Source organism: Streptomyces sp. NPDC045021 (assembly GCF_056432645.1).
The window spans coordinates 216,199-232,183 of the sequence record NZ_JBWKIQ010000001.1; the positions used below are offsets into that span (position 1 = coordinate 216,199).

The 15,985-nt window shown below is 70.4% G+C and carries 11 protein-coding genes; 5 read left to right on the forward strand and 6 right to left on the reverse strand.

What is annotated here, in order from left to right; all coding sequences use genetic code 11:
- The first annotated feature begins 259 nt into the window (after nucleotides 1-259).
- A complete protein-coding gene (locus AC07DC_RS01005; RefSeq protein ID WP_478910605.1) occupies nucleotides 260-1,750 on the forward strand; it encodes a flavin monoamine oxidase family protein in 1,491 nt (496 codons plus the stop codon).
- 112 nt (nucleotides 1,751-1,862) lie between these two features.
- Here the strand turns inward: AC07DC_RS01005 and AC07DC_RS01010 are convergent, their stop codons facing one another.
- On the reverse strand, nucleotides 1,863-2,570 hold the full coding sequence (locus tag AC07DC_RS01010) for an alpha/beta hydrolase (protein WP_478910607.1): 708 nt from the start codon (nucleotides 2,568-2,570) through the stop codon (nucleotides 1,863-1,865).
- 249 nt (nucleotides 2,571-2,819) lie between these two features.
- On the opposite strand from AC07DC_RS01010, the gene AC07DC_RS01015 reads away from it, so the two are divergent.
- Both AC07DC_RS01015 and thrS read left to right on the forward strand, forming a co-directional pair.
- Entirely contained in the window at nucleotides 2,820-3,314 is a 495-nt protein-coding gene (locus tag AC07DC_RS01015; RefSeq protein ID WP_478910609.1) for a cupin domain-containing protein, read from the forward strand.
- Entirely contained in the window at nucleotides 3,214-4,728 is a 1,515-nt protein-coding gene (thrS, locus tag AC07DC_RS01020; RefSeq protein WP_478910611.1) for a threonine--tRNA ligase, read from the forward strand. Before AC07DC_RS01015 ends, thrS begins: the two co-directional genes overlap by 101 nt.
- A 139-nt stretch (nucleotides 4,729-4,867) precedes the next feature.
- Here the strand turns inward: thrS and AC07DC_RS01025 are convergent, their stop codons facing one another.
- A complete protein-coding gene (locus AC07DC_RS01025; protein WP_478910613.1) occupies nucleotides 4,868-5,134 on the reverse strand; it encodes a hypothetical protein in 267 nt (88 codons plus the stop codon).
- Between the two features lie 102 nt (nucleotides 5,135-5,236).
- On the reverse strand, nucleotides 5,237-6,655 hold the full coding sequence (locus tag AC07DC_RS01030; protein WP_478910614.1) for an MFS transporter: 1,419 nt from the start codon (nucleotides 6,653-6,655) through the stop codon (nucleotides 5,237-5,239).
- A 137-nt stretch (nucleotides 6,656-6,792) separates the two neighbouring features.
- On the opposite strand from AC07DC_RS01030, the gene AC07DC_RS01035 reads away from it, so the two are divergent.
- Entirely contained in the window at nucleotides 6,793-7,686 is an 894-nt protein-coding gene (locus AC07DC_RS01035; RefSeq protein ID WP_478910616.1) for a LysR family transcriptional regulator, read from the forward strand.
- A 22-nt stretch (nucleotides 7,687-7,708) separates the two neighbouring features.
- Here AC07DC_RS01035 and AC07DC_RS01040 read toward each other — a convergent pair whose 3' ends face one another.
- Nucleotides 7,709-8,359: an IclR family transcriptional regulator gene (locus AC07DC_RS01040; RefSeq protein ID WP_478910618.1), complete on the reverse strand. Its 651-nt coding sequence runs from the start codon at nucleotides 8,357-8,359 to the stop codon at nucleotides 7,709-7,711.
- Between the two features lie 436 nt (nucleotides 8,360-8,795).
- Here AC07DC_RS01040 and AC07DC_RS01045 point away from each other — a divergent pair, with 436 nt between their 5' ends.
- Complete coding sequence (locus tag AC07DC_RS01045) at nucleotides 8,796-9,614, forward strand: DUF2785 domain-containing protein (RefSeq protein WP_478910619.1); 819 nt, start codon at nucleotides 8,796-8,798, stop codon at nucleotides 9,612-9,614.
- 61 nt (nucleotides 9,615-9,675) lie between these two features.
- Here AC07DC_RS01045 and AC07DC_RS01050 read toward each other — a convergent pair whose 3' ends face one another.
- Both AC07DC_RS01050 and AC07DC_RS01055 read right to left on the reverse strand, forming a co-directional pair.
- Nucleotides 9,676-9,894 (reverse strand): hypothetical protein, encoded by a 219-nt coding sequence (locus AC07DC_RS01050; protein WP_478910621.1) that lies wholly within the window; start codon nucleotides 9,892-9,894, stop codon nucleotides 9,676-9,678.
- A gap of 749 nt (nucleotides 9,895-10,643) precedes the next feature.
- Nucleotides 10,644-15,944 (reverse strand): Tc toxin subunit A-related protein, encoded by a 5,301-nt coding sequence (locus AC07DC_RS01055; protein WP_478910623.1) that lies wholly within the window; start codon nucleotides 15,942-15,944, stop codon nucleotides 10,644-10,646.
- Between the last annotated feature and the right edge of the window lie 41 nt (nucleotides 15,945-15,985).

Below are 15,985 nucleotides of genomic sequence, written 5' to 3' on the forward strand. Positions count from 1 at the left end.
CCAGAACCGCACACGGCCGGGCCCCATCCCGCCGCGTTGGCGCAACACTGTTGACAACAGTGTTGCGCCAGCGCTTCACTCCCCCTCAACTCGGATACCAGCGGCGGGTTCCACCGCGCCGCCCGAGTCTGTCTGACCTACCGTCAGCCACCCCGACCCCGGGAAGAGGGACTTCATGCACCAGGAACCAGCCGCTCCGCGCTCATCCTCGGTCCCAACCCGCCCTGCCGATTCCCCGCCCGATCGCGTCTCAGGCCGCGTGTCCGGTCGCGTGGTCAGCCGTCGCCGGATCATCGGCACCGCCGGTGCGCTGGCCGCCGCCGTCCCCGGCGGGCTGCTCACCCCGTCCAGGGCCGCGGCCGTCACCGCACCCCGGGTGGTGGTCGTCGGCGCGGGCCTCGCTGGGCTCCGCTGCGCGCACCAGCTGTGGAACCGCGGGAAGCCGGTCGCCGCGACCGTGTACGAGGCGGACACCACCCACATCGGCGGCCGCTGCTGGTCCCTGCGCGGCTTCTTCGACAACGGGCAGGTCAGCGAGCACGGCGGCTCCTTCATCAGCTCGACCGACACCGAGATCCTCAAGCTCGCCGCGAACCTGGGCCTCAAGCGCGAGTACGCCAACGGCGGCGCGCTCGACTCCGGTGACTACGTCGCCAGGATCAACAACAGCACCTACACCGGCGTCCAGCAGCAGAGCGACTGGGACGGCGACGTGTACAACGCCTTCCGCGCCTCGTACGCCGCGGCCGGCACGGCCCGCTACAACAGCTACACCCCGGAGGCGCACCGCCTCGACCAACTGTCCTGCCTGGACTACCTCGACGAGATCGGGCTCGCCCGCGACTCCCGGCTCGGCCAGCTGATCCAGTCCCTCCAACTGCAGTCAGGCGGCGAACCCGCCGAAGCCTCCGCGCTCGGGATGATCGGCTTCCTCGGCGGCTCCTCGGTCTTCGACGGCGGCGGCTTCGACGAGAAGTACCACCTGGTCGGTGGCAACGACCAGCTCGTCAGCCGCATGGCCGAACAGCTCCCGACCGGGACCATCAAGCAGGGGTACGAGCTCATCGCGCTGTGCCGCAACGGTGACGGCAGCTACGCCTGCACCTTCAACCGGTCCGGCAGTACCGTCTCCGTTGCCGCCGACCATGTGGTGCTGGCGCTGCCGTTCAGCACGCTGCGCAAGGTCGACCTCTCCGGGGCGGGCCTGTCGGCACTGAAGCGGACGGCGATCCAGCAGCAGGGCATGGGCCAGAACGCCAAGCTCGTCACCCAACTCGCGTCCAAGACCTGGCCCAGGGCCGGCTACAACGGCATCACCAACACCGGCCCGCTCGGCTATCAGACGGCCTGGGACGGCTCCGTCGCCCAAGGCCCCACGGGATCACCGGCCCTGCTCGTCAACTTCCCCGGCGGCAGCACCGCCCGCAACGCGCTCACGGGCGCGGCGCACGGACCCGCCCCGGCCACGGACGTGAACTGGTTCCTCGGCCAGATCGAACAGCTCTACCCCGGCACCACAGCGGCCTACACCGGCAAGGCGTACGAGGACCACTGGTCCCTCGACCCCTGGCACCTCGGCGCCTATCACTACTACAAGGTCGGCCAGTACACCTCGATCGCCGGCTACGAGGGCATCCAGGAGGGCCGGATCCACTTCGCCGGCGAGCACACGGACGTCGACAACTCCACCCTGAACGCCGCGGTGGCCTCCGGCGAACGCGTCGCAACCGAGATCACGACGCAGATCTGAACCGGCGGAACACGTGAGGTGATCGCGCCGCATCAAGGCCCGACAGGTCCGCCGCTCCCTGCCGAGCGGCGGACCTGCCGTCGCGCACCGTCGCCGAAGTCCACGGGTGGTCTCACTCGCCGGCCTCAGTGTGGTGGCAGATCCGGTAGGCCTCCAACCTTTCGACGAGTTCCTTCGGACGAGCCAGTGCCGGAAGGTGACCGCTGTCCATCTCGTCCGGGGTGAAGCCCAGCCGTTCCTGGACGACGCGGCGCTGGAATTCCGCCGGGAAGAAGCGGTCCTGACGGCAGAGCAGGGACCTGGTGGCCACCTGCGGCCAGCTCCGCAGCGGCCAGGGCTTGAGGAAGGGCGCCTCAGCCTGGTTGAGCGTCCGCCGCGCCATCAGCTCGGCGGCAACTTCGGCGGGAACGTCGTGGAGGAATGTGACGCGCGGGTCGAACTCGGCGTCCGGATCGCGTCCCTCGCGCACGTCCATCTCCCGCCTGGCGCCGGGCTGGCCGGTATTGGCCCACCAGTCCCCCGGTGACTCCCCCGGCGCCGGGACCATGGCCGCCACCAGCACCATCAGCTCGACCGGCACCCGCTCGCAGACCAGCGGGGCGGTGAACCCGGCCATCGACTGCGCCACCAGTACCAGGTCGGTCCTGTCCCCGATGGCGTCCAGGACCACATCGGTGTACTCCGACAACCCCGCTTCCTCGTCCTCGCACGGCAGATCCGGCATCACCACGTCGTGGCCCCGAGCGCGCAGCAGCGGCGCCACCCGGTGCCAGTACCAGGAGTCGGATCCGGCACCGTGGATCAGCACATACGTCGCCATCGCCAACCTCACTCAGCCCGACGGCACGCGAATCGCGCCGCCACAACGGTAGACGTGGCGAGCCCCCGAAACTCATCGCCACGCCCTCGCCGTCCGGGCGGCGCTGCGCGGTCGGGATCGAGCCGATGAATTGACCCATCGTTTCCGCACCGAAATGCACCCTGCACCAGTTCTATCGGCTGACTAGAGTTGTCATCATCAAGCCAAGGAACAACCCCGCGGCAACCGCCCGGAGCAGGGAGTATCACCATGAACGTCACCGCACTCACCCCGGTTCTGACGCGCGCCGCCACCGCTGAGACGACCAGCGACCCGAGCAGCGTCATGACCCTGCTCGCCGACTGCGGTACCGACGGCAGCTCGCTGACCAGTTACCGCTCTCAGTTCGCGAAGGGTGCGGTGGGCGCTCCCGCCCACTTCCACACCCGGGCCTCGGAGCTCTTCTTCGTCATCGGCGGTTCCCTGCAGGTGCTCGTCGACGACGAGGTGAAGATCCTGGACGAGGGCGACCTCCTGCTCGTGCCGCCGCACACCCCGCACGCCTTCGCGGCGGCTCCCGGCGCGGAGGCCGACGTGCTGTTCGTGTTCACGCCCGGCATGCCGCGCTTCGACTACCTGCGGCTGCTCGGCCGGGTGATGCGCGGTGAGGCGAGCCCGCAGGAGATCAAGGACTCCTCCGAGCAGTTCGACAACCACTACGTCGACAGCCCCGTGTGGCGCGCCGCCCTCGACGCGGCGAAGTGACGCGAAGGGCCCGAGTAGGCGGCCGCACCTCTGCTACCGTTGGACGCATGAAGCGCGCTGCTATGACGACGACGCCGGAGAGTGTCCCGGCGCGCTGACTGATGTCTTAGTCCGAAGCCCCGGGGCGAGTGCCCCGGGGCTTCGCCGTGTGGTCACTCGCCCCACTGTCTGCGAGGAGACCACGATGCATGATCACCGCAAGCTCGGCCGCGAGCTGGAGCTGTTCGACACCGACCCGCTGATCGGTGCGGGGCTGCCGTACTGGCTGCCCGACGGTGCGTCCGTGCGGCACGCGTTGGAGGAGTACATCCGCACCGCCGAGCGGCGCGCGGGTTATCGCCACGTGTACTCGCCGGTGCTCGGCAAACGCGAGCTCTACGAGATCTCGGGGCACTGGTCGCACTACAGCGACGACATGTTCCCTCCGATGGACCTCGGCGGTGAGCAGGTCGTGCTGCGACCGAGCCTCTGTCCTCACCACGCGGTGATCTACCGCTCCCGCTCCCGCAGCTACCGCGAACTACCCCTGCGCATGGCTGAGTTGGGAGGCATGTACCGCTCAGAGCAGTCCGGTGTGCTCGGCGGGCTGACCCGCGTGCGGGCCATCCAGCTCAACGACGCGCACATCTTCTGCACCCTGGACCAGGTCGCCGACGAGGCCCGGTCGGCGCTGGAGATGATCCGCCGGGCGTACGAGGCCCTCGGCATCAGCCCGAGCCGCTACCGGCTCTCCCTGCCCGGCCCCGGTGGGAAGTACGTGGCCGCCCCGGAGATGTGGCAGCGGTCCACCGCCCTGCTGACCGACGTCCTGGACCGCTCCGGCCTTCCCTACGAATCCGCCGAGGGAGAAGCCGCGTTCTACGGCCCCAAGATCGACGTTCAGGTGACCGATGGCGCCGGCCGCGAGTCCACCCTGTCCACCATCCAGATCGACTTCCACCAGCCCGAGCAGTTCGATCTGCGGTACATCGGCGCGGACGGCGCGAAACACCGACCGGTCATGGTCCACCGGAGCATCATCGGCAGCGTTGAGCGGGCCGTCGCCCACCTCATCGAACAGCACGGCGGCGCCTTCCCCGCGTGGCTCGCGCCGACCCAGCTCGTCGTCCTCCCGATCTCCGAAGCCGAGGTGCCGCAGGCCGCCGAACTCGTACAGCGCTGCATCGAGCAGGGGCTGCGCGCGGAGTTGGCCGGGCCCGAGCAGGGCACCTTGGGTGCCCGCATCCGGGCCGCTCGGCTTGTTCCGTATCAGGCGGTGATCGGTGCCAAGGAGGCCATCGACGACCGAGTCGCCGTGCGCCTGCGGGACGGGCGCCGCCTCGACGCGCTGCCCGCCGCTGAGGTGCTGACCCGCGTCGCCGCACTCATCGACGCGCACAGCACCGATCTGTGGGACAGCGACACCCGCGCGTAGTGCCCGGCTCGACGCGACCTACGGCGGTCTTGAGGCCCGCCGGATCGGAAGGCCCTGGTGGAGCCCGTCCGATCCGGCGCCTCGGTCCGCCGTGGTCTCCTGCTACCAGGATCAGCGGGTCTACCGGGTTCTGGCGGGTTCAGCGGGTGTCGCCTTCCCAGTCCCAGTGATCCGGGTCGCCCGCGCGGGGGCCGTAGCGGGCGCGGCCTCCCGGACCGAACCTGCCGATCTCGGTGACCAGGGCGGCACCTTCCAGCAGTTGCTGAACCGTCCAGCCAGTGACGTCGAGGAGCAGTCCGTCCAGAGGACCGCCGACCAGCTCCCGGTATGTATGACCCGTCCGTGGCCCCGGATCCGGATCTTCATGGTCGGCACCGTAGACCCGGCGCCAGATGAGTTCACCCATGCCCACGAGCATGGCAGCCCCCACTGACATTGATACTCGTACGCGGCTTCCGGTGGTCGTGGCTCTGCCACTGACTGACGTCCTGCTGGGCTGTCTTCGGGTTCAGTCGATCCAGCGGACGACGAGGACCGCGGCCAGTGCCACCGCGAGCGCCATCACCTGGAAGCCGCTGTCCATGGCTCCGCTCAGGGCCACCGCCGATACCCCGCTGCCGGCCGTGTTCGTGCCCAGTGCGGTGCCCATGGCGGCGACTCCCAGGGCGCTGCCCACCTCGCGGGCGGCGCCGTTGACGCCGGAGCCCATGCCGGCGCGTTCGGCGGGCAGCGCCGCCATGATGCCGCCGGACAGCGGGGGCAGTGCCACACCGATACCGGCGAGGGCCAGCGCCGGGCACAGGATGTACAGCGCGTACGGGGTGTCGGCGCCGACCAGCGAGAAAACCGCGAGGCCCGCCACCAGGGCGGTGAACCCGAGGGCCACCACCCGCTTTGCGCCCCAGCGGCGTACCAGCGCGCTGGACGAACGGGACGCGAGCACCATCGAGATCGCGATCGGAGCCAGCGCGCAGCCCGCCACCGCCAGGGAGTAGCCGTGGGCGACCGTCAGGTACTGGGCGTTGACGTAGAACATCGCGAACGCGCCGGCGAAAGCCACCGTGACACCCAGCGTCCCCGCCCGCAGCGGGCGCAGGGCGAACACCCGGGGATCCAACAGGGGATGGCGCCTGCGCAGCCCGAGGAGCACGTACACCAGCGTGATCACGGCCGATGCGGCGAAGGAACCGAGAACCCAGCCGGAGGTCCAACCGCGTTCCCGTCCTTCGATCAGTCCATGGATCAGCCCGACGATCGCCGCTGCCACCAGCACCGAGCCGGGCACGTCCAGCGGGACCGGCCGCCGAGGTGTCCGCGGTGCCCGCAGTGCGGTGACCGCCGCGAGCAGCGCACCGGCCGCACCGAACACGATGAACAGCCCCTGCCAGGACAGGTATTGCAGCACCAGGCCACCGATCACGTTGCCGAGGATCCCTCCGACGGCCAACGACGCGGTCCAGGTGGCCACCGCCTGCGGGCGCCGGGCCGGCGGAAGGAGCAGCATCAGCAGCCCCAGGGTGACCGGCAGTGCGAGTGCGGCTCCGGCGCCGGCCACCAGCCGCCCGGCGATCAGCAGCGGCACGTTCCCGGCCGTTGCCGCCAGCGCGCTGCCGCCGGTGAACAGGCCGAGTCCCGTGAGCAGTACGCCTTTGCGGCCGAGCCGGTCCGCCAGCGCGCCGCCCGGGATCAACAGGCAGGCGAAGGCGATCAGATAGGCGTCGACGATCCACACCAGCGCGGTCGGGCCCGGGTGCAGCGCGCTGTGGGCGAGCGAGGGGATCGCGAGGTTCATCGCGGCGGCCATCGCCTGCAGCGTCCCCGCGCACAGGGACATCAGGACGAGCATCTCCCGGCCACGCGGGTGCCCCGCGGATGACCCCGCCGGCATCTCAAGTGCCGCCTGGTGCTCTGTCTGTTGCGCTGCCACAGCATCTCCTCGGGACCTCGGGTCAGTACCCGGGAGACGCTAGGAGCGGCCTCACATAACGGCAAATGCACTGCTCTCACAGATATATTGCAGCAAAGGCAACAGTGCAGATGAGAGGTGGCCGTATGACCCGGGACATGGATCTGAATCTCCTGGTCGCTCTCGACGCGTTGCTCGACGAATGCTCCGTCACCGCCGCCGCCGACCGGCTCGGCCTGTCCGCGCCCGCGATGAGCCGCACCCTGGCCCGGATCCGTACCGCGTTCTCGGACCCGATCCTGGTCCGGTCCGGACGGTCGATGGTGCCGACCCCTCGGGCCGAGGCCGTACGCCAGGAGGTCAAGGCCCTGCTCGACCGCTCGCGGGCACTGTTCGCCGAGGGCCGCCCGGTGGACGAGACTCAACTGCGGCAGACGTTCACGATCGTCGCCAACGACCTGCCGTCGACCGTCCTCGCCACCCGACTGCTGCCCCGCCTCCAGCAGCGCGCCCCCGGGGTCGTCGTCGTCCTGCTGCCGGAGAGCCACCACCCCGACGACCGCGTCCTGCGCGACGGGACGGCGGACCTGGAGATCGGGATGATCACCGCACCGGCACCGGAGACCCTCGTCGAGACCCTGTTCACCGACGAGATGGTCGCCGTCGTCCGGCCCGGACACCCCCTCGCCCGAAGCCCACTCACCCCGGCCCGCTTCGCCGGCGCGCTGCACGTCCTCACGTCCCGGCGCGGCCGGCTGCGCGGTCCACTGGACGAAGCGCTCGAGGCCAGGGGACTGCACCGCCGGGTGGTGGCGGCGATGCCGACCACCGCCGCGGCCCTCCAACTCGTCGCCGCATCGGACCTGATGGGCCAGACCCTGGCCAGAACCGGCGCACCGATGATCACCGCGCTCGGCCTGGAGGCCCTGGCCATCCCACTGCCGCTGCAGCCCCTCGAAATCTCGATGGGCTGGCACCCCCGCCACGACAACGACCCCGCACAGCGCTGGTTCCGGGAGCAGGTACGCACCGCTCTGGGCGCGCGGGCATGAGAGGGGGCTTCGTGGGACCGTCTCACCGGACGCGCAGCGACGCACTGATCGCCCGGCCCGTCCGGCGCACCACATCCGCGAGCCGTTCCAGATGCAGCGCGGGATGCGTCAGGACGCAGAGGGCCGCCACCGGGACATCGCCCGCCGCGTACAACGGCACGGCCACGCAGCACACTCCCGCCACCACCTCCTCACGGTCGAACGCGGCACCGCGGTCCCGGATCGCCGCCGCTTCGCGCGGCCAGGACGCGGGGAGCCCGTCCAGCGGGAGGGCCGGGTCCGCACCGGCCACCAGCACCTTGCCCGCCGCGGTGAACCACGGCCAGACCGTGCCGCTTCGCAACTGGGCCAGTGCCGTGTCCTCGCCGGGCGTCCAGTCCAGGACCAGCGTCTGACCCTCCCGTAACGCGCTGATGCCCACGGTCGCGCCGGTCGCACCCACCAGCCGGCGTACCGGCTCCCGCACGGCGGCCCGCAGCCCGGGATGCGGCTGCCACTCCTGGCCCAGCCGGAACATGCGCGAGCCCATCCGGTACCCCCCGTGACACCGCTCGACGGCGTTGAGCGCGACCAACTGCTCCAGCAACCGGTACGCCGTCGTCTTGGGCAGCCCGCACTCCGACGCGAGCCGCGTCAGTCCCGCCTCCCCGGCCCGGTCCACGGCCCCCAGCAACCCGAAAGCTCCCTGCAACACGCCGCGCCCGCCAGCCCACGGCGAAAACCCCGCCATGGCCTCGCCCTCGGACACGCACTCTCCCGGCCGGTTCAACGGCTCGTTCAACTGCCTCATCGATGAGACCCCCGTCTCGATGCGATCACCATGTCGCCGGCGCTGCGCATGGCGTCGTCGACCGACATCCACGGCTCTGCGCGCCGCCCCCTGACCGAACGCCGGCTCGTACCCCGCTCCCCCGGCTTCGCAGGGAATACGGCTGCAGCGGCACTCGAGTTCAGCACCGCGGAGCGTGTGTTCCGTACGCACGGCAACGTGGACGGGTCGTAGTACGCCCGGCCCACCGGATTGAGGCACCGCTCAGAGACATCGCTCAGGGGCAGCGGCGGGGTTCAAATCCCTTGCCGGTCCGCGCGGCGGGTGGAAAGCTCGGGCGATGAGTAAGGATCTTGTCGACTGGCCGTCGATCGCCGCCGCGGACTTCCCCTTCCCCGACGCCGCGTCGGCCGCCGGACTCGGAGACGAGCTGTCGGCCATGCTCGTGTCTCCCGACCCCGAAATCCGGGACGAGCTTGCGTACAACGCCGCCGCAGCCTGGATGCGGGAAGGGCATCTGGACGAGGTCCTGGAGGAACTCGGGGACACCGCCGCGGGCCGCTTCGAGCATCCGGAGATCCAGGCCCGCAGCTTCGCTCCCCTCGTGCTCCGGTGCGTTCTGACGCGAGGACAGGCCGCCCCCGGCACCCTGCCGGAGGCGGCCGTGGAGCGCTGGTACGAAGGCTTCGCATCCTGGTACCCGGCCGAGCGCGACACCCGCGGCTGGGACGACTCCCTCGGCTGGCTGCACGCCGTCGCACACGGCGCCGACGCGGCCGCCGCGTTCGCACGGGCGCTGCCCGCCCGCCGTACCGAACTGCTGGAACTGTGCGCCCGCCGGATGACGGCCGAACACGCCGGCTACCGCTACGCGCAGTTGGAGGACGCCCGCCTCGCCCATGCGCTCAGCAGCATCCTGCTCGCACCTGACCTGACGGCCGAGCAGGCCACCGACTGGCTGAGGGTCGTGACGGACGCCCTCGAGGGTGGAGGCCCCGGCCCTGTTCCGCCGTGGGCCTCCAACACCTTCGCCACCCTGCAGTCCCTCCATCTCCATCTGACCCGGGGCCTGGCCGACGGAGGGGTTCCGCCGCACGCCGCGGTCGTTGCCGCACGGGTCGCGGACGTTCTGCGCCGGCCGTACCGCTGGCTCGCCTGACCTTCCAGGCGCCGCCGGGACGGGCAGTCGCGGTGCGCGGCTGCCCGTCCCGGCGGTTCTTCTACGGCCGTCGCCGCAACGGCCGGGCTAGTGGGTCTGCCGCCCGGGCCCGCAGCACTCGATGGTGCTGGAGGATGCCCCAGGTCAGCTCGCCCTTGTTCGGTCCGGTGCGGATCCGGCGGGGGAACTTCAGCCCGGCGGTCACGAAGGCCTTCACAGTGGCGAACGCCGAGCCGGTCGCGGCAAAGGTCGCGAACAGGTGCCGCAGGGCCTGCCGCACCGAGGCATCGGGTCCAGCACCACACGTTCGGCGTGGTCGTAGACCAGGCCGACGGGCAGTGGCCGGACCAGCTCGCCGCGACGGGCCTTGGACAGCACCCTGCCCCGAAGACGGGCCTTGAGCAGGTACAACTCCGCTTCGGACATGGTGCCTTTGAGACCGAGCAGCAAAGGTCGTTGAAGTTGCCCGGGTCGTCGAGGCCGTCCTCGTCCAAGATCAGGGTGCCCGCGAGCGCGCAGATCTCCAAAAGCCGATGCCAGTCGGTGTTGTTGTGGGCCAGCCGGGAGACCTCCAGGCCGAGCACGATCCCAGCCCGGCCCATGCCGAGCGACTGGTAGCCGCTCATCCCCAACCCTGTCGTCGCCGAGTCTCCCCTCAGCCGGCTGATCAACACCAGCCACCAGGTCATCATGAACGGTCCCAGCTACCGGCTCAACAAGCGACCCAAGACCCACACGGATGAACCTGCCACCAAGATCAAATAGTCCAGAACGGTTCCAAGGCTGGGGAATTACGCCGCCTCAGCCCTGGGGAAATACGCCGTCGTTCACAATCCTCGTGGCACGCGCGCAGTTCGCCGCGATCGAGCACCATTTCACCGGACATGCCCTCACTGTAGTGGTGCGGCCGTCGGCCGTGGAAGCACGCTTTCCCGCCGGGTCAGGCCAGGGTGTCCCACTGCCCTCTGGATGACCGTCACCGTCCGGTGACCGGGGTTCCGGTCACCGGACGGCAGGAGCGGAACGGGACTACGGCGCCCAGGCGGGGGCCTGTCCGGTCCAGCCGAGGACGAGGACGATGTCGTCGATCGCCTGGGAGGCGAACAGCGCGGCGGCGTCGGGGCCGAAGGTGAGCTGCCAGTCCCCGGCGGGAGCGGTGCCGCACAGCGGGACCCAGCCGGCCGCGTTGCCGCGCCGGGTGCTGGCGATCCCACCGGTGGCGGTGGCCGGGCCGCCGCTGGTGCCCCGGGTGAGAGTGACCACGGTGTCGGGCACGGTGTCGCCGCTGGAGAGCTGGACGGCTACCGAGGCGGTGGTCACCGCTTCGAATCCCAGCGGGAAGTCGATGTCGCGCAGCGTGACGGTGACCGTGCGGGTGGCCGGATCGGCCGGGTTGTTGAGGTCGTACCACTGGTCGGGGAAGTCGCGGGCCAGGCTGAACACACAGTCCGCCCCCCGGTCCCGGTTCGCGTTGAGCCGGGTGATCTGCTGGCTGCGGTAGGTGTCGTCGTAGGCGGCGGTGTAGTCGATGGTGAGCAGGACATCGGCGATGGTGGAGAAGTCGAACGGATTGGCCGCCGGCGGCAACTGGAACTCCCAGGTGGTGTCCACCCCGCTCGACTCGAAGGGCAGCAGCAGGTCTGACTGGGCGTCGAGTTCGAACACACCGCTGGCATTGATCGGTGAGGTCAGGGCGACGATCCCGGGATCGGACCGGACCGTGACGTCCTGGAAGGTACCGTCGGCCGCGGTGGTCACCCGGGAGATGCCGTTGGAGTACAGGGTGGCGCGGATGCCCCGGTCGGGCTGCACGAGCGCGACGAGGCTGGTCCGCACCTTGGAGATCAGCCGCATGTAGTGGCCGGGGTAGTCGACGTTGAACAGCGACATCGGCGTCGCGAACGCGAGCGTTCCCGTACGGCGGAACTCCATGAACTCCGCCGGCATCAGCCGGGCCAGCGAGAAGGTCTGGGACACGTTCAGCCGGCGCCGTGCCGAACTGAAGGAGTAGTCGTCGAGGCGGGCCAGGTCCTCGGTGAGCCGCTCCGCGCCGGTCAGGCCGCGGCGGTTGGGCTGGACGGCGTTCGCCGTCATCTCCGCGGGCGACTGCCAGTAGTCGTTGCCGATCAGCGTCCGCACCGGTTCCGCCCGCTCGAAGGCCAGCTGTGCCTGGGCCAGCCGGGCGGTCGCGGTGGCCTGCTGCAGGAAGTACCGGTACACCCCGCCCAGGGTGTTGCTCATCCACTGGTACAGGTCGGCGTTGGTGAACTGGTCGTTGAGGAACTTCAGCATGGCCACCGCCTGGTCGTGCTGCAGACTGGCGACAGCCTGTTCCTTGACGGCGATCGTGACCTGGTCGCGGGCCGTCGCGACTTGCGCGGCGGCAACCAGCGAGTCCTGCTGTGCGGAGATCCCCTGCAGCCGCCATTCGTCCTTGCGCTGCTCGATGCCGGCCTTGATCTGGTTGGCCTGGATCTGGGCGTCGATGCCGTTCTGCAGGATTTCGAGCCCGCCCTTGGCGAGGGTCGCCACGGCGATACCGCCGGCGAAACCCTGCTTGAAACCGAAACTCGTCACGAGGTCGAACATGCTGGATGCCTCGGAGGCTGCCTGCATCACACCGATCGCCGTGTCCGCCACGGCGATGCCGTCCCGGACGTAACGCAGGTCGGAGTACTCGTCGAGGAGGTTCTTCTCGTACAGGCCGGCCGGCGCGGCAACGGCGTCGGCGTAGGCGGCGACCATGGTGTCCGCCTTGGTCTGCTGCGCGACGGCGGCGATGACCGAGTCCTTGGCCTCCTGCACCCGGCTCGTCGCCACCGTGACCTGCGCGGCGGTCAGGTCGATGCCCTTGGTCGCGTCGTACAGGCGCAGGCTCTTGTCGTCGTACTTCTCCAGGGCGGCGAGGAAACCGGCCTCCATCTGGATGGCCTGGGCGGCGAGTTGCCTGGCCCGTTCGAGGATGACCTTGAAGCGGTAGGGGGTCGGCTGGGTCACCGTCGCCGTCGTGGCGATGCCCTGGGTACGGGGCATGCCGGCGATGTTCCGCCCCTGCCTGATCTTGGCGAGCTGCACCTCCGTCCGGGTGCGCAGGGCAGTCAGGTCCGGGATCGCCAGGGCCGGCTCGCCGGTGTTCGTCGGCGTCTGCGGTTGCAGCGCGGCGGTGCCGAGCAGCCGCCGTGCGGTGACGTACAGAGTGCGGGCGTGCGCGACCGATTCGTCGGTCTCCCGGGTGAACTCGGCGTCGGCGTAGTCGAGATGACACCGGATGACCGACAGCAGGGTGTACCGGGTGTACGGGGCCGGCCGGCCGGCCACCAGCCCGAAGGGATCGAGTGCGGTCGTCCACAGGGGCGGGAACCGGAGGTCGGGGCGGAAGACCGTCTCGGTGTTGATCCGGTTGTAGATGGAGACGGGCGAGCCGACGTCGTACGGGTACACGGTCCAGTACCAGTCGAGCGCGGCCTGGTAGTCGCCGGCCGTCTGCAGCCGCTGGGCGAGCAGGAGGGGAACGGCCCAGAAGATCTCCCGGGCGGCCGGCTCCGGCTGAGTCTTCGACAGGTCCCGGAGCGCGGTCTGGTGCGCCGTGGTCCGGTGCGGGTCGAGGTAGGTGAAGGGCATGGTCCTCGCTTGCAGGTACCTGTCCCCCTCCTGCGTGGCCTGGGCGGCGCTGAAGGGACCCGTGCCGCGAATGTTGTCCAGGAGCATCTTCAGTGCCCCGGTGCCCGGGCCGAGCAGGCTCGGGTCGAGATGGCGTTCGGGGAACAGGAAGGCCAGGGTGGCCGCCTGCCAGCTTCCCATCTCGCCCATCCAGGTCCAGGCGCTGGTGAACACGTCGAAGTTGTTGAGGGTCCAGCCGGCCGCCGGATGGTTCGCGGCCAGCTCGCCCGACCTCTTCGCCGACAGCAGGGACTGGACGCTCTCGATGGCCTGCCGGATCCGGGTGGTCCGCAGTGTCCCGCCGGCGAGGATGTCGATGAGGTACCGGGCCGACATCTCCTCGCCGATGTTGCCCGTGGTGGTGGGGGCGAGATCGGCGAGGAGGGCGTCGCGCAGTATCGGCAGGGCGGTCTGTTCGGCCGCCGCGACCGCCTGCGCGCTGGCGTCGATCAGATCCTGGCGCTGGGCGATCCGGTTGCGCAGATCGGACTGCCAGCCGGCGCGGGCCCGGCTGTCGACGCGGTAGGCGCTGACCTTGGGGCCGGTGCCGGCGAGGACGAAGAAGTCGGGGGAGAGCAGGAACGTCGTCTCCTGTGCCCGCCACAGAGGATAGAGCGCCTTCTTGCGGACGCCGGTGAGCACGGCCACGGCGTCGTTCCACTCGGCCGCCGTGACGGTCCCTGCGGTCGCGAGCCGGCTCAGTTTCCTGAGGTACAGGAAGCCGCCTCGGGTCAGCCCCGCCGTCGCGAGGGCGGCACTGATGTCGGTGCCCTGCCCGTCCTTGGTCTCCAGGGCGGCGAGGTCCACTCCGGGCAGTGCCAGCGCCTGCATGGCGGCGAGCCCGGCCGGGGCGTTGGCGGCCTTGGCCCGCGCGTCGTTGAGCGAGGCGACGAAGAGGGTGAGCACCTGAAGCCGGTCCGCCAGTATTTTGCGGATGCGGTCGCCGTTCGGGCCGGGAACGATGTCGGCGGCGCTGATGACATCGGGGTCGGCGAGCGCCGAGTACGCCGGCTGCACGATCGGGTGCTGGTCCCGCTCGGCCCAGGCCAGTGAGAGGCCGGCCAGCTGCCAGGTGAGCAGTATCGGCGTGGTCGGCACCCGGAGCGGGTCGGCCCCGGTGGACGACGGCAGGCCGAAGAGGGCCTCCAGCGATCCCTCGGTGAGTGCGGGGGCGTCAATCAGGAGCCGGTCGAGCTGGTCGGGTGATGTCGCCGACAGCCGGATGCCCAGCCGGGCGGCGAGCGCCTGGCGGACGGCCGGGGCGGCGCCCCGGACCAGCCGCAGTTCCGCGTACGACGTCCCGGCGGCGGCGAGCAGCGCCGCGTAGGCCGCGCTCCGGTAGGCGAGTTCCCCGGCCGCTCCCGGCGTGAGGGGCACGCCGGCGGCGGTGATGGCGGCCCGGAGCAGTTCGACGGGCACCCGTAGCTGATTGACCTCCCGGTTTCCCTGGTCGACGATCGCCGACAGCGGCTGGCTCAGCCGGTCGACCGGCTGGCCGAGGGCGACGACCAGGGTGTGGGTGTCCAGCGGCGTCGCCGGTGTCCCCGGCACCGTCACCTGCTCTTGGGCGAATGACAGCAGCGCGGCGAGATATTCGCGCTCGTTGAGCCGCTCGTCCAGCGTCTGCGGCGTGTACGTGCTGATCACGACGACCGGCACGGCGAGCGGGGCCCCCATGACGTTCCCGGCCTGGTCGGTGGCCCAGACATAGATTGTGTGGGCGCCGAAGCCGGTCAGTGGCACATCGGCGGTCCAGCTGCTGAAGTCGTTGCCCGCCACCGGGTGTGCCAGGGTCCTGGCTCCCGTCGGCGTCTGGGCCCACGCCACCGAGGCGCTGCCGCCGGCGATACCGCTCTGGGTGTCGGACGCGATGCCGTGCATGGCCACGGTCACCGCGCCGTTGACGTCGCCGACGACCTTGGCGAAGGGCAGCGGAAAGTCGACCTGCACATGCGGCGACGCGACATCGCGGCCGGTCAGGGTGCGGGTCTGGGTCGAGGAGACCCCGTCGGGATCGGCGAGGGTGACCGCGAGGGACCGCGCGCCGAGCGGCGTGGGGGCCAGGCTCACCGTCTGCTGGAACTGGAGGGTGCCGGCGGTCATGATCCCGGTCGTCGTTTGGCCGTCCCGGGAGATGCTGACTGTCAGCGGGAAGTACTGACCGGCCGTCGTGCTGAGCTGGACAGTGATCTGGGCTCCGCCCTCGTTCAGGTCGACGGTGGTCCCGTCGGCAGGCGCCGTCAGCGTGAACGCCGGCGGGCCGGGCGCGAAGACCCGGACGCTCACCGGGTCCGACGAGATGACGGCCCCCAGGGTGGTCACCGCGGACGCCATGAGCGTATGCGTCCCGGGGGTCGTGAAGGTCACCGTCTCTGACCCGCCACCGCCCCGGGTGTCCCGGAGCACCTCGACACCGTCGATGCCGACCCGGGTCTCGGTGTACGTGACCTTGGGCTCGTCGTTCCAGCTCTGGTCCCCGGCCAGCCACACCCAGTGCACGCCGCGGTCGGCGGCGACCGAGATGGTGAACGGAACTCCGGCCACCACCCGGCCCGTCAGGGGCCTGATGCCCACCGACGGCGGGACCTCCGGGGGCGCCTTCGGGATCGGCGGGGGCAGGGCGTCCGACTTCTGTGCGCCGGGCGCGGCTGATAATTCGTTGATGGTCACAAGAACTCCAATCCAATAGCTTGGCTGCTCACCTGACTGCT